Source organism: Cryptosporangium minutisporangium (genome assembly GCF_039536245.1).
GTDB lineage: Bacteria > Actinomycetota > Actinomycetes > Mycobacteriales > Cryptosporangiaceae > Cryptosporangium > Cryptosporangium minutisporangium.
In genome coordinates, this window is record NZ_BAAAYN010000047.1 from 79725 (window position 1) to 103967 (window position 24243).

General features: G+C 74.5%; 1 protein-coding gene. It reads right to left on the reverse strand.

The window, feature by feature from the left end; translation table 11 throughout:
• Nucleotides 1-74 precede the first annotated feature (74 nt).
• Nucleotides 75-24215 carry a non-ribosomal peptide synthase/polyketide synthase gene (locus ABEB28_RS33315; RefSeq protein ID WP_345732230.1) on the reverse strand — a complete coding sequence of 8047 codons (24141 nt, stop codon included), beginning with the start codon at nt 24213-24215 and terminating at the stop codon, nt 75-77.
• Nucleotides 24216-24243: the final 28 nt, after the last annotated feature.

A 24243-nucleotide genomic window follows, 5' to 3' on the forward strand; every position in this document is an offset into this window, starting at 1 on the left:
GCGGTGGGACAGTAGGCCATCGCTTTCGACCGTGTACGCGGCTCGGCCGGGTCCGTGAACCCGGCCGGGCCGACTCACCGCAGTCGACCGGCGATCAGCGGGCCGAGCGTCGCCAGGGTGCCGGGGTCGAGCAACTCCGAGTGCGCGCGCTCGAGGGGAACGGCATCCAGGGCTCCGCCGACGTACGGACGCCACGCCGGGGACGCCGCCCCGGAGAAGCCCTGCTCCGGCACGGTCGCGTCGACGAAGAACACGTCTCCGGCGTACGGGAGGAACTCGGCGGACGATGCCAGCCGGTCACTGGCCAGGTAGGTCTCGACGATCCGGGCGATCTGGGCGTCCTCCAGCGCCCCGATCACCCCGCCGTCCGAGGCCCGCACCAGCGCCACCGCGTCGTCCACGGTGAACTCCGCGGACGACGACGGCACCGCGTACCCCAGCTCGGCCAGCAGTGCGGCGACGTCACCCGAGGTCGGCCCGTCGAGCCGGGCGTCCAGCATGCCCAGGAAGCTGACCGTGCGGCCCCGGGCGGTGAGCTCGACCGCGATCCGGTGCGCCAGCGCACCGCCGAACGACCAGCCGAGCAGCCGGACCGGCCCGTCCGGCGCCCGCTCCTCGATCCGGTCGGCGTACTCGACCGCCGCGTCCGCCAGCGTCTCCGGCAGGTCCGCGCTGCGGCTCAGCTGCGGTGACTGCAGTGCGATCAGCGGCACGTCGTCCGGCAGGTATCGCGCCAGGCCGACGAACTGCCAGCCCAGCCCGCTGGCCGGGTGGACGCAGAACAGCGGCTGCCCGGTCCCTTCGCGGAGCGTCAGCACCGGCGCGAGGGCGTCCCCCGCGGGTCGGTCGCCGGAGATCCGCCGGGCCAGCGCCGCCGCGGTGGGCAGCGTGAACAGCTCGGCCACCGGAAGTTGGACGCCCAGCTCGGTCCGGAGCGACGTCGCCAGCCGGACCAGCAGCAGCGAGTGCCCGCCGCGGGCGAAGAAGTCGTCGTCCACCCCCATCGCGTCGACGCCGAGCACGTCGGCGAGCAGGCTGCAGAGCGCCTCCTCCAGGCGGGAGGTCGGCGCCCGGCCGGATTCCACCGCCGCCGCGCCGATCGCGGGCAGCGCGCCCCGGTCCACCTTCCCGTTCGGCGTGAGCGGCAGCGACTCCAGCGCGACGAGCGTGCCCGGAACCATGTAGGACGGCAGTCGCGCCGCCAGCAGTCCCGGCAACCCGGCCGGCACCTCGGTCGAGCCGTTCGCGCGCACCAGGTACCCGACCAGCCGGTCGTCCCGGGCGACCACCACCGCCCTGGCCACGTCCGGATGGGACGCCGCGACCGCCTCGATCTCCCCGAGCTCGATCCGGAAGCCCCGGACCTTGACCTGGTCGTCGGTGCGGCCGAGGTACTCGATCCGTCCGTCCGGCGTCCAGCGGGCCAGGTCACCGGTGCGGTACAGCCGCTGTCCGGACGGCCCGGCGACGAACCGGGACGCGGTCAGCCCCGGCCGATCGAGGTACCCGCGGGTGACCTGCGCCCCGCCCAGGTAGAGCTCGCCGACGACGCCCGCCGGCACCGGGTTGAGCGCCTCGTCCAGGATGCGCGCGGTGGTTCCCGGCAGCGGACGCCCGATCGATGGCCGGGCGGCCCAGCGCTCGTCGACGTCGTCGCTGGTCGCCCAGACGGTCACCTCGGTCGGGCCGTAGAGGTTCGTCGCCGATGCGGCCCGCCGGTGCAGCCCGGACGCGAGTGCCGGCGGCAGCGCTTCGCCGCCCACCAGCGCCCGGACCCCGCTCAGGTCCACGTCGGACGCGTCCAGCAGCGCCGCCCAGAGCGACGGCGTCGCCTGCAGGACAGTCACCCGCTCGTCCCGGACGACGTCCGCCAGCAGCAGCGGGTCCCGCACCTGGTCCGCGGAGGCGAGCACCACGGTGGCCCCGGCGCGCAGCGGTGCCAGCAGCTCCAGCACCGAGATGTCGAACGAGAGCGTGGTCACCGCGAGCAGCCGGTCGTCCCGGCTGAGCGGCACCGGCTGGCTCACCGCGGCGAGGAACGCGTCGAGGTCGCGGCGGGTCACCACGACGCCCTTCGGCCGCCCGGTGGAGCCGGACGTGTAGAGCACGTACGCGGCCGTCTCCGGCGCCACCCGCCGGTCGACCCACGGTCCCTCGGCGCGCGGCGGCTCCGCGACGACGTCCCAGACGGGGGTGCCGCCCCGGAACAGCGCCCGGGACGCCGGGTCGACCAGCACCACCGCCGGACGCGCGTCGTCCACCATGAACGCCAGCCGCTCGGCCGGAAACGCCGGGTCCAGCGGCAGGTAGGCCGCACCGGCTCGCAGCACGCCGATCACCGCGACCAGCAGGTCGGGCGTGCGGGGCAGCGAGATCCCGACCACGCTCTCCGGCCCGACGCCGAGCTCCGCGAGCCGCGCCGCGTACCGCGCGGAGGCGGCGTCCAGTTCGGCGTAGGTCAAGGCACCCAGCGCTTCGGCGTCGGGAGAGACCCCTACCTGGGCCGCGAACGCGTCGACCCAGGAGCGCCCGTCGAACGGCAGCGGGTCGCCGGTCCCCCACGACCGCAGCTCGGCCCGGTCGGACAGCGTGAGCATCCGCGCGGCGCCGACCGGTGTCTCCGGCCGGGCGCCGACGTCGGTCAGCAGGACGACGAGCCGGTCGAGCAGCTGCTGGGCGGTGTCGGCGGTGAACCGGCCGGCGTCGTACTCCAGCGTCACGTCGAGCGTGCCGCCGCCGTCCACGAACGTCAGGTTCAGGTCGACCTTCGGGTCCGCTACGAAGCCGGGCTCCTCCCCCAGCGGGAGTCCGAGCAGGGTGTCCGTCGACGCCGGACGGTGGAAGTAACCCAGCATCACCTGGAACAGCGGGTTCCGTCCGGGTACGCGCGGCGGGTTCACCGCCTCGACGACCTGCTGGAACGGCAGCGTCGCCGCGTCGAACGCGGCCAGGTCGACGTCCCGGACGCGGCGCACCAGCTCGGCGAAGGTCGGCGCACCGGACAGGTCGGTGCGCAGCACGACCGTGTTGACGAAGAACCCGACCAGGTCGGCGAGCGCCTCGTCACCGCGGCCCGACGTCGGACTGCCGATCGGGACGTCGACCCCGGCGCCGTGCCGGTGCAGCAGCGTGGCCACCGCCGCGTGCAGCACCATGAACAAACTGGCCTGCTCGGCGGCTGCCAGCGCCCGCAGCGGCTCCACCAGCGTGGGCGGCAGGGTGAGCGACGACAGCCCGGCCGGCTGCCCCGAGCCGCGCACGCCGGTCGCCGGCAGGGCGATCTCCGCCGGGAGGCCGTCCAGCTGACGCAGCCAGTACTCCCGCTCGGCCGCGGCCCGGGTGGCGAGGACGCCGTCCTGCCAGCGTGCGTAGTCGGCGTACTGCACCGGCAGCGGCGCGAAATCCGGCGCGGTGCCGGTGAGCCGGGCCCGGTAGGCGGTATCCAGATCGCGCAGCAGCGGCCCGTCGGACCACTCGTCCATCGCGATGTGGTGCAGCACCAGGGCCAGCACGGTGTCCTCGTCCGAGGGGAGCACGAAGACGCGCAGCGGCAGCTCCCGCGCCAGGTCGAACGGGCGCCCGATCAACGCGTCGAGCTCCTCGCCCGACCCGACCAGCACCTCGACGTGGGGATCGGTCACCAGCTGGGCCACCGGCGCGCCGTCGACGACCGGCAGCAGCGTGCGCAGGATCTCGTGCCGCGCCACCACGTCGTCCACGGCCGCGCGGAGCGCGTCGAGGTCGAGGCGGCCGTGCAGGCGCACCAGCAGCGGGTAGTTGTACGCGCTGGAGCCCGGGTCGAGCTGGTCGAGCAGCCAGAGCCGCTGCTGCGCCGACGAGAGCACCGGTGCCTCACCCGCCGGGCGCGGTTCCAGGACGGGGACCGCCGGCGCGGCCGGATCGGCGTCGGCCAGCGCCGCCGCCAGCCGCTCCGGCGTCCGGGTGTCGAACAGCGTCCGCAGCGAGACGGTGCCTCCGGAGCCCCCGAACTCCGTCCGCACCGCGCCGAGCAGCCGGATCGCGGTCAGCGAGTGGCCGCCCTGGTCGAAGAAGTCGTCCTCGGGACCGACCGACTCGACCTCCAACGCCTCGGCGAACAGCGCGCAGAGCCGCGCCTCGCGCTCGTCCCGGGGTGCCCGGGACACCGACGACGTCGCCGACGGCACCGGGAGCGCGGCGGTGTCGAGCTTGCCGTTGACGGTCATCGGCAACTCGTCCACGACCGCGAACGCGGACGGCACCATGTGCTGCGGCAGCCGGGCGGCGAGCGCGACGCGTACCGCCTCGCCCAGGTCGTTACGGTCGGCAGCCGCGACGGCGGACGCGGGTACGAGGTACGCGACCAGCCGCTTGGTCCCGCCGGTGCCGGGCAGCGCGACGACCGCGGCCTGCCGGACGCCCGGCAGCTCCTCGGCCGCCGTCCGGATCTCGGCCGGCTCGACCCGGTAGCCCCGTATCTTCACCTGGTCATCGGTACGACCCAGATAATCGAGATTGCCCACTGCATCTCCAGTGCGCTCCCGCACCAGATCACCGGTGCGGTACATCCGCCCGCCCGGCACCCACGGGTCGGCGACGAACCGCTCCGCGGTCAGCCCCGGCCGCCCCAGGTACCCCCGGGCCAGCCCGGCGCCGCTGATGTACAGCTCACCCGGGACACCGGCGGGTACCGGCCGCAGCCAGGCGTCGAGTACGTAGCCCCGGGTGTTCCAGATCGGACGGCCGACGGTGGCGGTCGGGCTGTCGGTGGTGCCGCCGCCCAGCGTGTTGATCGTGTACTCGGTCGGGCCGTACAGGTTGTAACCGAGGACGTCGTCGGCGTCGCGCAGCGCGGCCCACAGCGTCTCCGGTACCGCCTCACCACCGAGCAGCACCAGCGCCGGACGCCAGGTGCCCGGGCAGTCCCGCTCCAGCAACCCCAGGTCCAGCAGGTGCTGCCCGTAGGTCGGCGTCACGTTGACCACGTCGACGCGGTGGGCGTCGCAGTACGCGACCAGCGCGTGCGCGTCCCGGCGCAGCTGCTCGTCGCAGACGTGCACGTGGTGCCCCTCGACCAGCCAGAGCAGCTCCTCCCACGACATGTCGAACGAGAACGACACGGTGTGGGCGATGACCAGCTGGCGTCCGCCGGTCGCCGACACCACCGGCGCGAAGATCGCCTCGCGGTGGTTGAGCTGCATGTTCGTCAGCCCGCGGTACGGCGTGACGACGCCCTTCGGCCGCCCGGTGGAGCCCGACGTGTAGATCACGTACGCCGGGTGGTCCAGCCGTCCCGGCGTGCCGGGTGCGAACGCGCCCAGCTCCTCCGCGGTCAGGGCCGCACCGGAGAACTCGTCCGCGGACGGCCGGACGAGCGGCACCCCCGCGGACGCCAGGCGCGCGTCCGCAGCCAGCACCAGCGCGGGGCGCGCGTCCTCGATCATCGTGAACAGCCGCTCGTCCGGCAGGTCCAGCTCCAGCGGCAGGTACGCCGCGCCGGTCGCCAGGACCGCGAACAGCGCCACGACCATGTCCAGCGACCGGGGCAGCGCGAGCCCCACCACGACCTCCGGCCCCGCACCCCGCGAGAGCAGGAACCGGGCCAGCCGGTTGATCCGGGCGTCCAGCTCGGCGTAGGTCAGCGTGGTGTCTTCGAAGGTGAGTGCCGGAGCGTCCGGCGACACCCGGGCCCGCTCGGCGAACAGCTCCGCGATCGTCGCCTCGTCGAACTCGTGCGTCGTCGACGCCCAGCTCGCGGCTCGGGCCGCCCGCTCGGCCGGGAGAGCCAGCGGAAGCGCGGTCAGCGAGACCGACGGGTCGGCGACCAGCGCGTCGAGCACGGCGTCGAACCGCGCCAGCAGCGTCCGCGCACGAGCTTCGTCCACCACGTCCGGCCGGTACTCCAGCCGCATCCGCAGCCGCCGCCCCGGCGTCGCTACCCAGGTCAGCGGGTAGTGGGTGGCGTCGACGGCGCGTGCGGTCCGGAACCCGTGCTCGGTCTCCAGATCGGTGAACGTGTCGTCGTCGAGGAAGTTCTGCAGCACGTAGAGGCTGTCGAACAGCGTTCCCCCCGAGCTTCCGGAACGCTGCCCGACCGCGCGCTGGATGTCGCCGAGCCCCAGGTACTCGTGCGGCATCAACTCGACCCGGTCGAGCTGGACGCGGCGCAGGACGTCGCGCACCGACTCGGTCGCGCCCAGCCGGATGCGCTGCGGCACCGTGTTGAGGAACACGCCGACGACCTCGTCGACGCCGTCCAGCTCGGTGGGGCGCCCGGCGACCGTGGTGCCGAACACCGCGTCACCCGCGCCGGACGCACCGGAATCGGAGAGCCCGACCCCCGCCTCGTACGCCAGCACCAGGCCGAGGGCGGTGGTGAGCACCGCGTTGAGCGTCACACCGCAGGCGCGGGCCTGGGCGGTGAGCGCCTGCGTCTGCTCGGCGGTGAGGTCGAGCGCCAGGCTCTCCGCGAGCACCGGCGCCGTACCGACGGCCTCCGGGAACAGCACGGTGGGTTGGGCCCCGGCGAGCCCTTTCCGCCAGGCCTCCGCGGACGCCGACGCGTCCTGCCGCGCCAGCCAGCGCAGGTAGTCCGGGAACCCGGCGGGCACCGGGTCCGGCCGCCACGCGGCACCGGTCCGGTAGGCCGCGTAGGCCCCGAACAGATCCCGCAGGACCAGCTCCCGGGACCAGCCGTCCCAGAGCAGCAGGTGGTAGGTGAACAGCACCCGATCGGTGCCGTCCGGGCGTCGGACGACGGTCAGCCGGGACAGCGGTGGTGCGGCGAGGTCGAACGGCCGGGCCCGGTCCGCGGTGGTCACCGCGTCCACGTCCGACCCGTCCACCACCTCGACGGCGGCGTGCAGATCGGTACCGACGATCGCAAGCGGCCGCGGGAACCCGTCGGCCAGGAAGCCGAGCCGCATCGCCGGGTGCCGCTCGAGCACCGCCGCGTACGCCCGGGTCAGCGCGTCGGTGTCCACCCGGCCGTCGAAGTCGAACGCGTTCTGCGCGACGTAGACGTCCGAGTTCCCGGCGAAGCGAGCCTGGAAGAACAGACCTTCCTGCAGCGGCGAGAGCGCCCAGACGTCCTCGACCATGGCCGGGGTGGCCGCCCGGACCGCGTCCTCGATCGGGGTGGCCCGGGCGCCGCTCAGCTCGGTGAGGGCCGCGGTCCACCCCTCGGCGATCGTCCGTACGTCGTCGGGCGTCAACCCGTCCGTGGGATACGTGAACACCGCACGGAGGCTCGGCCCCGCCGGGGTGTCGTGGCAGGCCACGTTCACCTCGAGCAGGTACGGCGTCCCCAGGTCCGAATCGGACTCCATCCGCAGGGCGTCGGCCTCCGGCGCGGTGTCCCAGTCGCCGGTCCGGCCGGTCGGGAACCGGCCCAGGTAGTTGAAGAGCACCTGCGGCGTACCGAGCCGGGCCAGCGCCGGGGCCGTCCGCGGGTTCGCGTACCGCAGCAGGCCGTAGCCGAGGCCGACGTCCGGGGCGGCCCGCAGCGCGTCCCGCACCTGGTGCAGCAGCGCCGTCGGGTCGGCCGCCGGCTCCGGCAACCGCACCGGCGCGATCGCGGTGAACCAGCCGACGGTCCGGGACAGGTCAGCCCCGTCGATCGGCTCGCGGCCGTGCCGCTCCAGGTCGAGCACGAGCGGGTGGTAGCCCCGCCAGGACGCGACCGCGCGGTGCACCCCGGCGACCAGCGTCTCGGTCACATCGACGCCGGCGTCCGCCGGGACCTGGGTCAGCAGCGGCGCGGTCACCGCCGGCGGCAGCGTCACCACGTGGTCGCGGGTGGCGCCGACGGTCAGACCGGCCGTGGACGCCGCCGGGTCGAGCTCGCCACCGGGCGCGAGCACCCGCGTCCAGTGTTCGAACTCGGCCAGGCGCGCGGTCTGCCCGGCGTTCTCGGTCAGCGTCCGGGCGTAGGCGCGCAGCGATGTCCCGACCGGGTCCGGCGCGCCCCCGTTCCAGGCGGCCTCCAGGTCCTCGAGCAGAATCCGCCAGGACACGCCGTCGACGACCAGGTGGTGCGCGACGAGCAGCAGGCGCCCCTGGGCGTCCGGACCGCGGTCGAACAGCACCACCTCGAGCACCCGTCCCGCCTCTGGGTCGAGCCGGTCGGCGGCGGCGTCCGACTCGTCGCCGATCAGCTCCCGGAGCCGCTCGGAGTCCATGCCCACGGCGTCCACCACGGTCACCGATGCCGCCGCGGACGGACGCACCTCCAGCGACCACAGCATCGGCACCGGGCGGTGCAGCTGCAGCCGCAGCGCGTCGTGATGCGCGACCAGCGCGTCGACCAGCGCGGTGACCCGCGCCCGGTCCAGGCCGGGTGGGGTGAGCAGCAGCTCCGACTGGTTGTGCCGGTCGATCCGCCCGCCCAGCTCGGCCAGGCGGCTCACGATCGGCAGCAGCGCGACCTCACCGACGCCGTCGGAGGGCGGCGCGGCGACGGGTTGCTGCGGAGCCGGGGCCACCGCGCCCGCGAGCGCAGCCGGTGTGCGGTGCACGAACACGTCGCGCGGGGTGACCGCGAGACCGCGTCGCTTCGCGCGGTTCGCGAGCTGGATCGCGATGATGCTGTCCCCGCCGAGGGCGAAGAAGTCCTCGTCCGCCTCGACGGCGTCGAGGCCCAGCACCGCCGCGAACTCCTCCCGCAGCGCCGTCAGCGGCTGCGGGTCCGTGCCCGCTTCGGTCTCGGATATCGACGCGTGCTCGCGCGCCACCGCCGGACGGTTCCCACCGCCGGGCACGACCTCCGGGGCCGCCCGCTGTGCACGCACGGCCTCGGGGGCCGGCCCAGCGGGACCAGTCGCTCGGGCGCGCTGGGCACGCACGGCCTCCGGGGCCGGCAGGGCGGCTCGGTCGAGTTTGCCGTTGACGGTCAGCGGCAGGGACTCCAGCGGCACGATCGCCGACGGCACCATGTAGCCCGGCAGCGTGCCCTCCAGCGACGCGCGCACCGCGTCGACGTCGAGCTCCACGCGGGGCACCACGTACGCGACCAGCCGGTCGCGCCCCTGGTCGTCGCGGCGCACCAGCGCGGCGGCGTTGACGATCTCCTCCCGGGCGAGCAGCGCGCTCTCGATCTCCCCCAGCTCCACCCGGTACCCGCGGATCTGCACCTGGTGGTCCGACCTTCCGAGGTAGACCAAGTCTCCGTCCGGGGTCCATCGCGCGGTGTCACCGCTGCGGTAGAGCCGGCCCGGCCCGAACGGGTTCGCGACGAACCGGCTCGCGGTCAGCCCCGGCCGGTCCAGGTAACCACGGGCGAGCTGGTCACCGGCGACGTAGATCTCGCCGACCACGCCCGGCGGCACCGGCCGCAGCGCCCGGTCGAGCACGTGGACCCGCAGGCTGGGCAGGGCGTCCCCGATCACCGATCCAGCCGCGGTGTCCGCGGGCGACAGGGCCCGGAACGTCACGTGGACGGTCGTCTCGGTGATGCCGAACATGTTGACCAGCCGGGGTCCCGCAGTTCCGGTAGCCGCAGTCTCGGCGCTCCGCTCGTACCAAGGCGCCAACCGACCCAGGTCGAGCGCCTCGCCGCCGAAGATCACGTACCGCAGCGCGAGCGTGCCCCGGGCGTCCCGGTCCGCCTCGATCAGCGGGTAGAACGCGGACGGCGTCTGGTTGAGCACGGTGACGCCCTCGTCCGCCAGTAGCGCCCGGAAGTACCCCGGGTCACGCGCGACGTCCGGGTCGACGACGACCAAGCGGCCGCCGTAGCGCAGCGCTCCCCAGAGCTCCCAGACCGAGAAGTCGAACGCGTGCGAGTGGAACATCGTCCACACGTCGTCCGGGCCGAACGTGAACAGTTCGTCCGCGGCGGCGAAAAGCGTCAGGACGTTGCGGTGGGTGACCGCGACGCCCTTCGGCGTGCCGGTGGAGCCGGACGTGTAGATCACGTAGGCGGTGTGGTCCGCGCGCAGCGGTTCCCGCCGGTCGGCGTCGGTGACCGGCCCGTCGGGGTACTCCCGCAGCGCGATGCTTAGGGCCGGATCGTCGAGAACCAGCGGCCGCGTCGCGGTCCCCAGGCCGTGGAGCGTGGCCAGCTCGGCGATCAGGGCGGCCGGCGCGGCGTCGGCGACGATGTGCCGAAGGCGGCTCGCCGGGGCGGTGAGGTCGACCGGCAGGTACGCGGCGCCCGCCTTGAGCACCGCCAGCACCGCGACGACGAGGTCGGCGGAGCGGCGCAGGGCGATCGCGACCCGGTCCTCCGGGCCGACGCCGCGCGCGATCAAGAGCCGCGCGAGCCGGTTCGAGCGGGTGTCCAGCTCCCCGTAGGTCAGCGCGCTGCCCCGGTACGTCACCGCGACGGCGTCGGCCGTGGTCGGCGCGGCGGCGAACGCGTCGGCGAGCGTCGTGACCGGACCGCTGACGGTCAGCAGCCCACCCAGCGCCGGCCCGTCGCCGCCCGGCCGCGTCCCGGCGGGGCGCGCCTCCTCGGGACGCGCCTCGCCGGGGAGGCGCAGCTCGAGCCCGGCGACCGGGGTGCCCAGATCCGTGACGATCTGGTCGAGGACCTGTTCGACCCGGGCCAGCGTCCGCTCCGCGTCGGCGGAGGAGACCAGGCCGACGTCGTACTTCAGCTCCAGCGTCAGACCGTCGCCGGGGAACGCGACCAGCGCCACCGGGTAGTGCGGCGAGTCGGTGCCGGTGAAGCCGGCGACGGTCAGCTCCTCCGGGCGGTCGGAGCCGCGGACCGCCGGGAAGTTCTCGACCACGACCATCGTGTCGAAGAACTCCCGGACGCCGACCGCGCGGGCCAGCTCCGCCAGCCCGACCTGCTGCACGTCGAGGACGTCGGTCTGCTGTTCGTGCAGCCTGGTGAGGACCGCACCGAGGGGCTCGGCCGGCGTCCAACGCATCGGTACCGGGATCGTGTTGATCAGCAACCCGACGATGCTCTCGACGCCCGGCAGCTCGCCACCGCGGCCGGAGACCGTGGAGCCGAACACCACCTCGTCGCGGTCGAGCAGTCCGCCGAGCACCAGGCCCCACGCCCCGTGCAGCACCGTGCTCAGCGTGACGCCGTGTGCGCGAGCGGCGGCGGTGAGCGCGGCGGCGCGCGACGGGTCGAGCGTCCGGAACACGCTGTCGTGGCGGTCCGGGACGGCTCCGACCGCGACCGGCACCAGCGTCGTCGGCTCGACCCCGGTGAGCGCCCGTACCCAGATCTCCCGCGCGGCGTCCCGGTCACTGCCCACCCGGCCGACGACGTGCGCCACGTGATCGGCGAACGTCACCGGCGGCTCCCCCAGTGCGTAACCGGCACCGGACCGGCCGCGCCGGTAGGACTCCACGACATCGCTGAACACCAGCGGGTACGACCAGCCGTCGGCCAGGATGTGGTGCATCGTCTCGACGAGCCGGTGCTCGTTCTCCGAGAGCGACACCAGCGCGTACCGCACCAGCGGCGGCTCGGCCAGGTCGAACGGCTGGGCGAGCTGGTCGGCGCAGATCCGGGCCAGATCCTCTTCGCCTCCGGTGAACTCCCTCCAGGGCAGCTCGACCGCCTCGGCGATCACCTGGACGACCCGGCCATCGCTGAGCGGGCGGTAGCTCGCCCGCAGCGCCTGGTGCCGGTCCACGGTGGCCTCGACCGCCCGGCGCAGCGCGGACGCGTCGACCGGACCGGTCAGCCGGGCGACCTGCTGGACGACGTACGAGTCCTTCCCCGGCTCCGCGATCGACGACTGGAAGTACATCCCCTCCTGCAGCGGCAGCAGCGGCAGGACGTCCTGAAGTCCGGCGGGGTGCGCCTCGAGCGCGTCCACATCGGCCTGGGTCAGCGGAACCAGCGGGAAGTCCGACGGGGTGGCGCCGGTCAGGTCGGCGCAGGCGACCAGCGCACGCAGCGCCTCGGCCCACCGCTCGGCGAGCGCACCGATCTCCTCTGCGGTGAGGACGCCGGTCGGGTAGGCCAGCGTCGCGCTGAACGTCGGCCCGTCCGGCCCGTCCTGGACGAGCGCGTTGACCTCCAGCGTCATCGCCGGGTTGGTCGGGTCGACGCCCTCGCGGAGCGCCTCGACGGCCGCCCAGTCCGTGTCCGGATCGGCGCCGAAGCGGCCGAGGTAGTTGAACAGGATCTGCGGCGGGTCGCCCACGGTGTCGTCGTCGCGCAGGTACCGCAGGATGCCGTAGCTCAGACCCTTCGACGGGATCCCGCGTAGCTGCTCCTTGACCGCCTTCACCGCGCCCACCAGCGCAGGGCCCCCGTCGACGACGTCGTCCCAGCGCAGCGCACCGGGGTCGAGCCGAACCGGGTGGATCGCGGTGAACCAGCCGACGGTCGCCGAGAGGTCGGGCAGCGACTCGAACAGTTCGCTCTCGCGGCCGTGCCCCTCCAGGCTGAGCAGGGTCGGTCCGCTCTCCTGGCCACGATCGCGCCGCCACTCGGCGAGCGCCAGCGCGAAGCCGGCGAGCAGCACGTCGTTGACCCGGCCGCGGATCGCGGCGGGTACCCGGCCGAGCAGGTCCGCGGTGACGTCCGGCGGCAGCGCGAGGCTCACCGAGGCGACGGTGCCGCCGGTGTCGACCGCCGGGTCGACCGGGCGGCTGCCGAGCGTCGGATCACCGGTGGCGAGTACGTCCCGCCAGTACGCGCGGTCGGCCTCGACGTCGGCGGCGCGGACCAGCTCGGACCAGGTGCGGAAGCTGGTCGGGACCGCGGGCAGCGCGGGGGTGCCGCCCGCGGCCAGCTGCGCCCAGGCAGCGGCGAGGTCGGCGGTGAGGATGCGCCAGGAGACGCCGTCGATCACCAGGTGGTGCACGACGAGCAGCAGCCGTCGCCCGGCCTCGTCCCAGACCGCCCGCAGCATGAGGCCGGCGTCCGGGTCGAGCAGGGCCGCGGTGGCGTCCGGGTCCAGCGCGCTGCTCCCGGCGTCCGGGCCGAGCAGCGCCGCGGCGGCGTCCGGGTCCAGCGCGCTGCTCCCGGCGTCCGGGTCGAGCAGCGCCGCGGCGGCGTCCGGGTCCAGCGCGCTGCTCCCGGCGTCCGGGTCGAGCAGCGCCGCGGCGGCCTGCGGGTCGAGCGCGCTGCTCTCGGCGAGCAGCGCCGACGCGTCGACCGCGCCACGCGGCGGCACGGTAAGCACCCACCCGCCGTCGCGGTCGAGGCGGGCTCGCAGCAGGTCGTGGCGATCGACGAGCGCCTGGAGGAGCTGGTCGAGCTGGTCGCGGCGTAGCCCGGCCGGGGTGCGCAGCACCATCGACTGGTAGAAGCCGGTCAGCGGCGTCTCGGCCTGCTCGGTCTCGGCGAGCATCGGCGTCAGCGCGACCGTGCCCACACCGCTGTCGACGACGTCCGGCCGGGCCACCGGCGCCGACGCGGGCAGCGCCGCCGCGAGCGCCTGCACGGTCCGGCGGCGGAAGATGTCGCGCGGAGTGAGCGACAGCCCGGCAACACGGGCCTTCCCGCTCACCGCGATCGACGAGATGCTGTCGCCGCCGAGCGCGAAGAAGTCGTCGTCGATCCCGACCTCGGGCAGGCCGAGGACGTCCGCGTAGATGTCGCAGAGCACGGTCTCGGCCGCGTCCCGGGGCGCGCGGTTCCGACCGCCGCCGGGCGGCGTCGGCGCCGGCAGCGCCTTGACGTCGAGCTTCCCGTTGACGGTCAGCGGCAGCTCGTCGACGACTCCGAACCGGGTGGGGACCAGGTAGTCCGGCAGCCGTTCGGAGAGCGTGGCCCGGATCCGCGCCGGAAGATCGGTCGCCTCCCCGGCCGGGACGACGTACGCGGCGAGTAGCTTCGTGTTCGTCGCCGGGTCGGTCCACGCGATCGCCGCGGCCTGCCGCACCTCCGGCAGCGCGGAGAGCGCGGCCTCGACCTCGCCCAGCTCGATCCGGTACCCCCGGATCTTCACCTGGTCGTCGCTGCGCCCCAAATAATCGAGGTTCCCAACTGGGTCTCCAGCCCGCTGCCGCACGAGGTCACCGGTGCGGTACATGCGCCCACCGGGGACGTGCGGGTCGGCGACGAAACGACTCGCGGTCAACCCGGACGCGTTGAGGTATCCCCGGGCCAGGCCGGCGCCGGCGATGTAGAGCTCACCCACGACGCCCGGGCGCACCGGCCGGAGCCAGCCGTCCAGGACGTAGCCGCGGGTGTTCCAGATCGGGGTGCCGACGGTCGGGGTCGCCGAGTCGGCGGTGCCGCCACCGAGCGTGTTGATCGTGTACTCGGTCGGGCCGTACAGGTTGTACCCGGTCGGACCGTCCGGCGTGGACAGCTTCTCCCACACCGCGTCGCTGACCGCTTCGCCGCCGAGCAGCACCAGGCAGGGCGGGTACCCGGCCGGATCCAGTAGGCCGCTGTCGAACAGGTGATGGGCGTAGGTCGGTGTCACGTTGAGGACGTCGATCCGGTTCGCCCGGCAGTAGGCCACCAGCGCGACGGCGTCCCGGCGCAGCTCCTCGTCGCAGACGTGCACCTCGTGGCCCTCGACCAGCCAGAGCAGTTCCTCCCACGACATGTCGAAGGAGAACGAGACCGTGTGGGCGATCCGCAGGCGGCGGCCACCGGCCCGGGCCACGGTCGGGTCGAAGATCTCGGCCCGGTGGTTGAGCTGCATGTTCGTCAGCCCGCGGTACGGCGTGACGACGCCCTTCGGCTTGCCGGTGGAGCCGGACGTGTAGATCACGTACGCGGGGTGCTCCAGCGTCAGCTCTCCCCGCTCCACCGGAGTGCTGGGCATCGCGTCCAGTTCGGCGCGGGTGGCCTCGTCGTCGAGCGCCAGGACGTCGCCGCCGAGCGTCCGCTGGGCGTCGATCAGCCCGGGGTGCGCGCTGGTGGTCAGCAGGAGCACCGGCCGGGCGTCCTCGACCATCCCGGCCAGGCGCTCCACCGGGTGGTCCAGCTCCAGCGGCAGGTACGCCGCACCGGACCGGAGCACCGCGAACAACGCCACGACCATCTCGACGCTCCGCGGCAGAGCGAGTGCGACGATCCGCTCCGGTGCGGCGCCGTGCGCGCGCAGCAAATGGGCGAGCCGGCTGATTCGCGCGTCCAGCTCGGCGTAGGTGAGCGTGCCCTCCTTGGCCACCAGGGCGATCTGATCCGGGACCTCGGCGGCCCGCTCGGCGAGCAGCTCCGCGATCGTCGCGTCCGGGATCTCGTGCTCGCACGCCGCCCAGTCGGCCGCGAGCGTGGCCCGGTCGGCGTCGAGCAGCAGGTCGAGGTTCGCGGCGGAGCGGTCCAGGCCCGCCGCGCCGTCCGCCAGCGTCGTGAGCAGCCGGGTGAACCGGTCCATCAGCGCGCGGGCCTCGGCCTCGCTCACCAGGTCCGGCCGGTACTCGAGCTTGAGCTTGAGGCGTTCGCCCGGGGTGAGGACCCAGGTCAGCGGGTAGTGCGTCGTGTCGTGGTAGTCGACGGCGGTGATGCCCTGGGCGGCGTCCAGGTCGCTGAACGTCTCGTCGCCGAGGAAGTTCTGCAGCACGTAGAGCGTGTCGAACAGCGTCTCGGCACCGGCGACCCGCTGGATGTCCCCCAGACCCAGGTAGTCGTGCGGGGTCAGCTCGACCCGGTCGTCCTGGATCTGACGGGCGAGCGCGGCGACCGTGGTCTCGGGGCGGGCGGTGACCCGCACCGGCACCGTGTTGAGGAACAGGCCGACGACGTCCTCGACGCCGGGCAGGTCGGCCGGGCGTCCGGCGACCGTGGTGCCGAACACCGCGTCGGCGGTTCCGGTTTGGCTCCCCAGCAGAAGGCCCATCGCGGCGGTGAGCAGCGAGTTCAGCGTCACCCCCGCGGCGCGCGCCTGGTCGGTCAGCCGGGCGGAGACGTCCGGCGCCAGTGCGTCGAGAATCCGGTCGGAGAGCACCGGCTCGCGCCCGATCGCGGCCGGGACCAGCAGCGTCGGCTCCAGCCCGGACAGCGCGTCCGCCCACGCGCGGCGGGACACGTCGACGTCCTGCCGGGCGATCCAGCGCAGGTAGTCCGGGAACTCGGTGCGCTCGTCGGGGAGGGCACCCTGGGTGCCGCGCGAGTCGTAGAGCGCGAACAGGTCGCGGAGCACCAGCTCGCGGGACCAGCCGTCCCACAGCAGGAAGTGCGACGTGAGCAGCAGCCGGTCCCGGCCGTCCGGGCCCCGCACCACCGTGAGGCGCACCAGCGGTGGCCGGGTGAGGTCGAACGGACGGTCGCGGTCCTCGGCGAGCACCACCTCGAGCGCCTGGTCGTCGGCGACCTCGATCCGGGTGACCGTCGCGTCGGCCTCGGCGGCGATGTACTGGACCGGCGTGGGCACACCGGTGGCGGTGAACCCGGCCCGGAGCGTCGGGTGGCGCCGCAGCAGCGCCCGGAACGCGAGCGTGAGCGCGTCGACGTCGAGGCGACGGTCGAGGTGTAAGACGTTCTGCGCGACGTAGGTCCCGGTGATGGCCTCGTAGGACGCCTGGAAGTAGACACCCTGCTGGAGCGGTGAGAGGCCCCAGATCTCGGCGACCGGCACCGGCGCGGCCGCGACGACCGCGTCGATCTCGTCCTGCGTCAGCGTGACCGTGGTGAGTCGCTCCGGGATCAGCCGCCCCGCCTCCGCCGCGGACCCGGCCTCCGTCGTGAATCCGGCCTCAGCCGCGGACCCGGCCACCGTCGACGCGTGCCGCGCCGCCTCGGCGAACTCGGTGACGGCCGCCTGCCACTCGGCGGCGAGCCGCGCGCCGACCGTCTCGTCCAGCGCGTCGGCCGGGTGCCGCAGCGTCAGCTCGACCGCCGGACCGTCCGGTGCAAGGCCTGCGGCCACGTCGCACTCGACGGCGTACCAGGCGCCGAGGAACGGGTCGCCCGACGGCGGCACCACCCGGCGCTCCCACGGCGGCGCGGCCGGCTGCGTCCGCGTGGATGCCGCGAACCCGCTCAGCCGGAGCAGCACCTGCGGTGCGGACGCCGCGGCGAGTGCCCGACCGGCCCGTGGGTGCAGGTAGCGCAGCCCGCCGAAGCCCACGCCGGAGTCGGGCAGCGCGGCGAGCGCGTCCGCGGTGTCGGCCAGCAGTGCGTCCGGCTGGTCGGCCGCCGGTCCGAACCGGGCCGGGACGGTCAGCCCGAGCTGCCCGACCGTGCGCGACAGGTCGAGGCCGGGATCGACGGGAACCCGGTCGCGGGCCGTGCGCTCGACGTCGACCAGCAGGTCGGTTCCGCCGGGCAGCGCACCCTCGGCCCGCAGCCGGTCGACGGCGCGACGCAGCGAGGCCAGGGTGTACTGCTCGGCGGTGGCCTCCCCGGACCCCGCGAGCCACTCGGCGACCGCACCGCCGACGCGCGCGCGGTGGCTGACCGGCGCGCCTGCGCCGAGGGCCCCCGGAACCAGATCGGCACCCGGGACCAGGTCCGCACCCGGCCGCAGTACGCCCTTCCAGGTATCGAACTCCGCGATCCGGCTGCCGGCCTCCTCGACGACGAGCCGCGCGTACCGCCGCAGCGACGTCGGTACCGGGCCGAGCCGGGGGCGGCGTCCGTCCGCGATCGCGGCGCACGCGTCCGCCAGGTCGGCGTGGACGATCGGCCAGGACGCGTCGTCGAGCAGCAACGGGTGCGCGACGAAGAGCAGCCGGCCGTCCAGGTCGGCACCGGCGTCGAACCAGACGACGGCGAGCGGGGCGTCCTCGCTGACGGCGACCGGCTCCGCCGCGGCGGCAGCGTCCGGGTCGGTGTCCTCGTCCACCGGAACCCGCCGGAGGACGTCCGGCTGCGGTCCCGGCGGTGGCACCTCGAGCGTGAGGAACACCCCGGACTGCCGCTCCGGACGTAACCGCAGACCGTCGTGGTGGTCGAGCACCACCTGCAGCGCGCGCTCCAGCACCGGCAGCGACAGTCCGGCCGGTGCGGTGACCAGGCTGGTCAGCCGGTAGTCGCCGAGGTCGTCGAGCTCCGACCACCGTTCGAGCGTCGGCAGCAGCGGTACCGCGCCGATCGCCTCGGGATCGGTGGTTACGGTGTCTCCGAGCTGGGCGTCGAGCGCCTCGGCGGTACGGGCGCGGAAGACGTCCTGGGTGGACAGCGGCATCCCGTCCTTTCCGAGGCGGTGCACGAGGCGGATCGCGGTGATGCTGTCGCCACCGAGCGCGAAGAAGTCGTCGCGCGCACCGACCCGGGACCGCCCCAGCACGGCGGCGACGTGCGCGGCGATCCGCTCGGCCCGCGGGCTCGCCGGAGCGTCTGGCGACGGGTCCGCTGCCGGGTCGGGCAGGGCAGACCGGTCCCGCTTGCCGTTGGGCAGCAGCGGGATCTCCTCCAGCAGCGTGACCGTGCCGGGGATCAGGTGGCCGGGCAACTCCGTGCGCAGCGCGGCGAGCACCGCCTCCGGCCTCAGCGCGGTCCCGGCGGGCACGACGTAGGCGTGCAGGGAGCGCGCGCCACCGTCGGCGCCGCGGACCGTGGCGACCGCGTCCGCCACCCCGGGCACCCGCCGCAGCACGGACTCCACCTCCGGAAGCTCCACCCGGTGCCCGTTGACCTTGACCTGGTCGTCGACGCGGCCGAGGAACTCGATCCGTCCGTCGGGCGTCCAGCGGCCGCGGTCGCCGGTGCGGTACAGCCGTGCGCCCGGGGCGCCGAACGGATCGGCGACGAACCGGGCCGCGGTCTGCGGGCCCTGTCCCAGGTACCCGAGCGCCAGCTGCACGCCGCCGACGTAGATCTCGCCTGCGGTGCCCGGCGGAACGAGTCCGAGGGCGGCGTCCAGGACGTAGACCGTGGTTCCGGGCACCGGCGCGCCGAGCGTCACCGGCTCGCCCGGCCGGACGACCCCGGCCAGCACGTCGCCGGCCACCTCGGACGACCCGTAGGAGTTGACGATCTCCGCGGCGGGACTGGCCGCGGCGAGCGCGCGGACGGTGTCGCCGGTCAGTGGCTCGCCGGACACGATCCAGCGGCGGACGCCCCGGAGGCGCTCCGGCGCGGTCTCGGCGAGCGCCGCGGCCAGGCTCGGCACCGCGAGCAGCTGCGCGGCGCCGGACTCCTCGACCAGGCGGGTGAGCGCCGCACCGTCGGCGCTGGTCACCGCGTCGGCGAGCACCATCGTGGCGCCGGCGACGAGGCCGCCGAGCAGTTCGGTGGTGCCGTCGACGAAGCTCAGCGAGCTGCGCGCGACCCGGACGTCGTCCCCGGCCGGGGTCCAGGAGCGGGGAGACCAGGAGCGCCGGGCCCAGGCCAGCCGGTTGGCGAGGCCGGCATGGGTGCCGACGACCGCCTTCGGCCGCCCGGTGGAGCCGGACGTGAAGATCACCGTGGCCGGGTCCAGCGGAGCGACCGCGATCGGGCCTGCGGGCTCGGCACGACAGTCCGCGATCCGCACCGTCGGCGCCGGGAAATCGTCGTCCCCGTCGGTCAACACGTACGCAGGGCGGGCCACGTCGAGCATGAGCCGGACCCGCGCCGCCGGGTACGCCGGGTCGATCGGGAGGTAGGCCGCGCCCGCGCGGAGCACGCCGAGCACCGCAACCGGCAGCTCGGCGGTCCGCTGCGCGGACACCGCCACCACGTCGCCGCGGTGGACGCCCGCGGCCGCCAGGGTCGCCGCGACCGACGCGCTGCGACGATCCAGCTCGGCGTAGCGCAGCCGGGTGTCCCCGGCCACCACCGCGACGCGCTCCGGGTGGGCGTGGACCGCGGCGTCGAACATCGCGACCACGGTGTCCACCGGGCCGGTGTCCGCGCCGACGCCCGCGCCGAGAAGCCGGCCGCGCTCGGCGTCGTCGACCAGGGCGAGCCGGGAGACGCGCTGGTCCGGGGCGTCGATCAGCGCGCCCAGCACCGCGGCGTACCGCTGCAGCAGCGCCTGGGCGCCGGCGTCGTCGAGGAGCCGCTCGTCGTGGGTGATCGCCAGCTGCACGGTGTCGCCCGGACGCGCCATCAGCGTCACCGGGTAGTGCGGCGCCTCGACGACGTCCAGACCGGTGACGCGCAGCGCTGCACCCTCCGGCGACCCGGGGAACGGGTAGTTCTCGATCACCAGCAGCGTGTCGAACAGCTCGGGCAGCCCGACCCGTCGCTGGACGGCGGCGAGCGCGGCGTGTTCGTGCTCGACCAGGCCGCGCTGGGCGTCGGCGTAGCGGCGGACGACGTCGGCGAGCGTGTCGTCGGGCTCCCAGCGGACGCGCGCAGGCACCGTGTTGATCAGCAGGCCGACCATCGTGTCCAGCCCGGGCAGGTCGCCGGAGCGCCCGGAGACCGTCGATCCGAACAGGACGTCCGAGCGGTCGGTGGCCCGGCCCAGGAGCACACCCCACGCCGCGGCGAGCACGTTGCTGACGGTCAGGCCCTGGGCGCGGGCCCAGGCCTGCAGCCGGTCGCCCGGCAGCTCCAGCCGGACCCGTCCGAAACCTTCGCCCGGTCGGGCCGGCGCCGGGAGCACATCGGCCAGGCGGGTCGGCTCGTCGATGCCCGTCAGCGCGTCTGCCACCGCGGAGACGTCGGCCTCGGCGTCGGTCAGCGTCCGGAGGAACTCCCGGTACGGCGTGGCGGGGGGCAGCGACGCGTCCTCGTGCAGCGCGACCAGGTCGCCGAGGACGAGCGGCACCGACCAGCCGTCGGCGAGCACGTGGTGGACGGTCTGCACCAGCACGTGCCGCTCGGCTCCCAGCCGCACCAGCGCGTACCGCATCGCGGGCGGCCGGGCCAGGTCGAACGGCTCGGAGCGCTCGACCGCGGCGATCTGCGCGATCCGGTCCGCGACCGCGTCCGCGTCGGCGTCGGCGAGGTCGTGTGCGCGCCACGGCACCGGCGCGCGATCGGCGACGACGGCCCGCACGGTGCCGTCGCCCACCGGCCGGAACGCCGCACCGAGGTTCGGGTACCGGTCGAAGAGCTGCTCGGCGGCCCGCCGGAGCCGGTCGGCATCGAGCGGGCCGGTCAGCTCGATGATCTGCTGGACGACGTAAGGGTCGGCGTCCGGCGTGAACGTGGCGTGGAAGTACAGGCCCTCCTGCAGCGGTGCGAGCGGCAGCACGTCGCGCAGCCCGGGCGCCTCGGCGGCGAGCGCGTCGACGTCGTCCTGGGAGAGGGGCACGAGCGGAAAGTCCGACGGGGTGAAACCGGCGACCGTGTCGCTCTCGGCGATCGCGGTGAGCACGTCGGCCCAGTAGCCGCCGAGGGTCTCCACGTCCTCCGCGTCGAGGACGCCGTCGGGCCAGGTCAGCCGTGCCTCGAGGACCGGGCCGCGCGGGCCCTCCACCGCGATCGCGTTGATCTCCAGCACCCGGGGCAGCGGCATCCGCGGGTCGCGGCGCTCCAGCACGGTGTGGTCGGCGGACGTCAGCGACCAGGGGTCGGGGGCGTCGGCGGCGAACCGGCCGAGGTAGTTGAAGAGGACCTGCGGTGCCACCGCGAGGTCGGGCCGGGGCCGGTCACCGAGGTAGCGCAGCGCGCCGTAGCTCAGGCCGCGGTGCGGTACCGCGCGCAGCTGCTCCTTGACCGCCTTGACGCACGCGCCGAGGTCCGCGGTGTCGACCCTGAGGGCCACCGGGTACAGGGTCGTGAACCAGCCGACGGTGCGGGAGAGGTCGAGCGGCCTGCCGGGGAGCAGGTCCTCCTCGCGTCCGTGGCCCTCCAGCTCCAGGAGGACTGGGCCGTCCTGCCCCCGCCAGCGTCCGATCGCGAGGGTCAGGGCAGCGACCAGCGCGTCGTTGACGCCGCCGTGGATCGCGGCCGGGACCGGGCCGAGCAGCCGCGCGCTGACGTCCGGCGGGAGCGAGACCAGCAGCTCCTGCTCGGTCGCGACCGTGTCCCGGGTGGGGTCGAGCGGACGCCGCCCCAGGAGCGGGTCGGGGGTGGCGGCCACCTCCCGCCAGTACTGCTCGGCGTCGGCGAACGCACCCTCGCGAGTGCGGTCGCGGAGTGTGGCGGCCCACTCCTTGACCGACGTCGTCGGCGAAGGCAACGTGCCACCCTCGGCGGCGGTACGCAGGTCCTCGGCGAGCACGCGCAGCGAGACGCCGTCCACGATCACGTGGTGCGCGACGACGACCAGGCGTCCTTCGCCCGCGCCCGGCGTCACCCAGGCGAAGCGGACCATCCGGCCCGCGGCCGGGTCGAGCCCGGCGACCGCACCGTCGACCGCTGCGGAGACGGCTCGGTCGTCGATCGGTCCCTCCACGACCGTGACGACGTCGGACGCGGACGGCGTGCCGACCGGCAGCACCTCCAGCGTCCACCGGTCGTGCCCGTCGGTGCCCGGCACGGCCACGACGCGGGTGCGCAACGCGTCGTGGGCCGCGAGCACCGCGTCGAGGGTCGTGCGGAGATCCTCGGCGGTCAGCCCGGCCGGGGTGCGCACCACTATGCCCTGGAAGAACCCGTCCATCGCCGGGCCGGCGTCCTGCAGCCACTCGGTGATCGGGGTGGCCGGTATCGGCCCCACCCGCTCGGCGGTGGTCTCCCCCGGCGCCTCGACCGCGGTCACCACGGTGGCGAGCGCGGCGGGCGTCGGCCGCGCGAACAGGTCCCGCGGCCGGACCCGCAGACCGGCCTTCCGCGCCTGGCGCACGACCGCGATCGCGACGATGCTGTCGCCGCCGAGCGCGAAGAAGTCGTCGTCGGCACCGACCCGCTCGACCCCGAGGACGGAGGCGAACACGTCGCAGAGCACCTGCTCGGTGGAGGTGCGGGGCGCACGGGACCGCGCCGATGGTTCCGCGGGGAACTCGTACGACGCCAGCGCGGACCGATCGACCTTGCCGTTCGTCGTCGTCGGCAACTCCGGGAGCACCGCGAACGCGCTCGGCACCATGTACTCCGGCAGCCGGTCGCTGCACCAGGCACGCAGTGCGTCCGGTGTCAGCGACGGCGGGCCGGCGGCGAACCCCAGCAGGTGGTCCGACGGCATCGTCGCGACGATCACCGCGGCGTGCCGGACGTCCGGGTGACCGACGAGCGCGGCCTCGACCTCCTCCAGCTCCAGCCGCATCCCGCGGATCTTGACCTGGTTGTCGGCACGGCCGACGAACTCCAGGGTCCCGTCGCTGTTCCACCGAGCCAGGTCGCCGGTGCGGTAGAGGCGGGAACCTGGCTGCCCGAAGGGGTTCGCGACAAACCTCGCGGCCGACAGCCCGGGCGCGTTGATGTAGCCCCGGCCGAGCAGGAACCCGGCCGCGTAGAGCTCACCGGTCTCCCCGACCCCGACCGGCTGGAGGGCGTCGTCCAGGACGTAGAGCTGGGTGTACGGGTTGGGCCGTCCGATCGAGGTGGCGATCCGTTCGGCGGAGTCCCGGTAGATCACGTGGGAGACGCCGATCGTCGCCTCGGCCGGCCCGTAGCCGTGGTAGAGGGTCGTGGTCAGCTGCGACCGGAAGCGCTCGAACAACTCGGGCGTCAGCACCTCACCGCCGCACCAGACGTGCCGCAGCCCCGTCAATGCGTCGGTGCCGCGCGCCATCTCCAGCAGGGTGTCCAGCATGGACGAGACGAGGTACACGAACGTGACCCGCTCGCCCGCGATCAGGTCGAGCAGGTACTGCGGATCCCGCTCGCCGCCGGCCTCGGCGACCACCACGTACCCACCGGAGACCAGCGGCAGGAGGATCTCGTTGACCGAGATGTCGAACGCCAGCGGCGCCTTGAACAGCGACGCGTCCCCCGCCCCGAAGTGCAGGATCTCCTCGACCTGCCAGCGCAGGCGCTCGGCGATCGCCTCGTGCCGGATCATCGCGCCCTTCGGCGCGCCGGTCGAGCCGGACGTGAAGATGACGTACGCGAGCTGGGCGCCGTGGACCGGGACCGCGAACGGCTCCCCCGACTGCCCGCGGTACCCCCAGTCGCCGAGATCGACCGGGAACGCGCGCACCTCGGACTCCGGAGCCGCCCCCACCACGAACCGCACCCGGGCGTCGGTGAGCACCTGCTTGCGACGCTGCTCCGGCCAGCCCGGGTCCACCGGGACGAACGCCCCACCGGCCAGCAGGATCGCCAGCACCGCGACGACCATCTCGCCCGAGCGGGGCAGGCTGACGCCGACGACCTCCTCCGGACGCAGCCCGGCCTGCCGCAGCTCGCGCGCCAGCTGGAACGCCCGCTCGCTGAGTTCGCGGTAGGTGAGCCGGACGCCGTCCGGCGCGACGAGCGCGAGCGCGTCCGGGGTCGCGGCGAGCTGGGCGACGAACCGCGCCGGAACCGCGCTGGTGGACGACGGGGTCGCGGGCGAGGCGGCGTTGTTCCACGACGCCAGCATTTCTAACCTCTCGGCACGCACCTCGTCACTCAGGGTGACCGGGACGGCCGCTGCGGAGGAGGGCTGCATGGTGTCCTGCCAATCGGTCGGAGCTGTG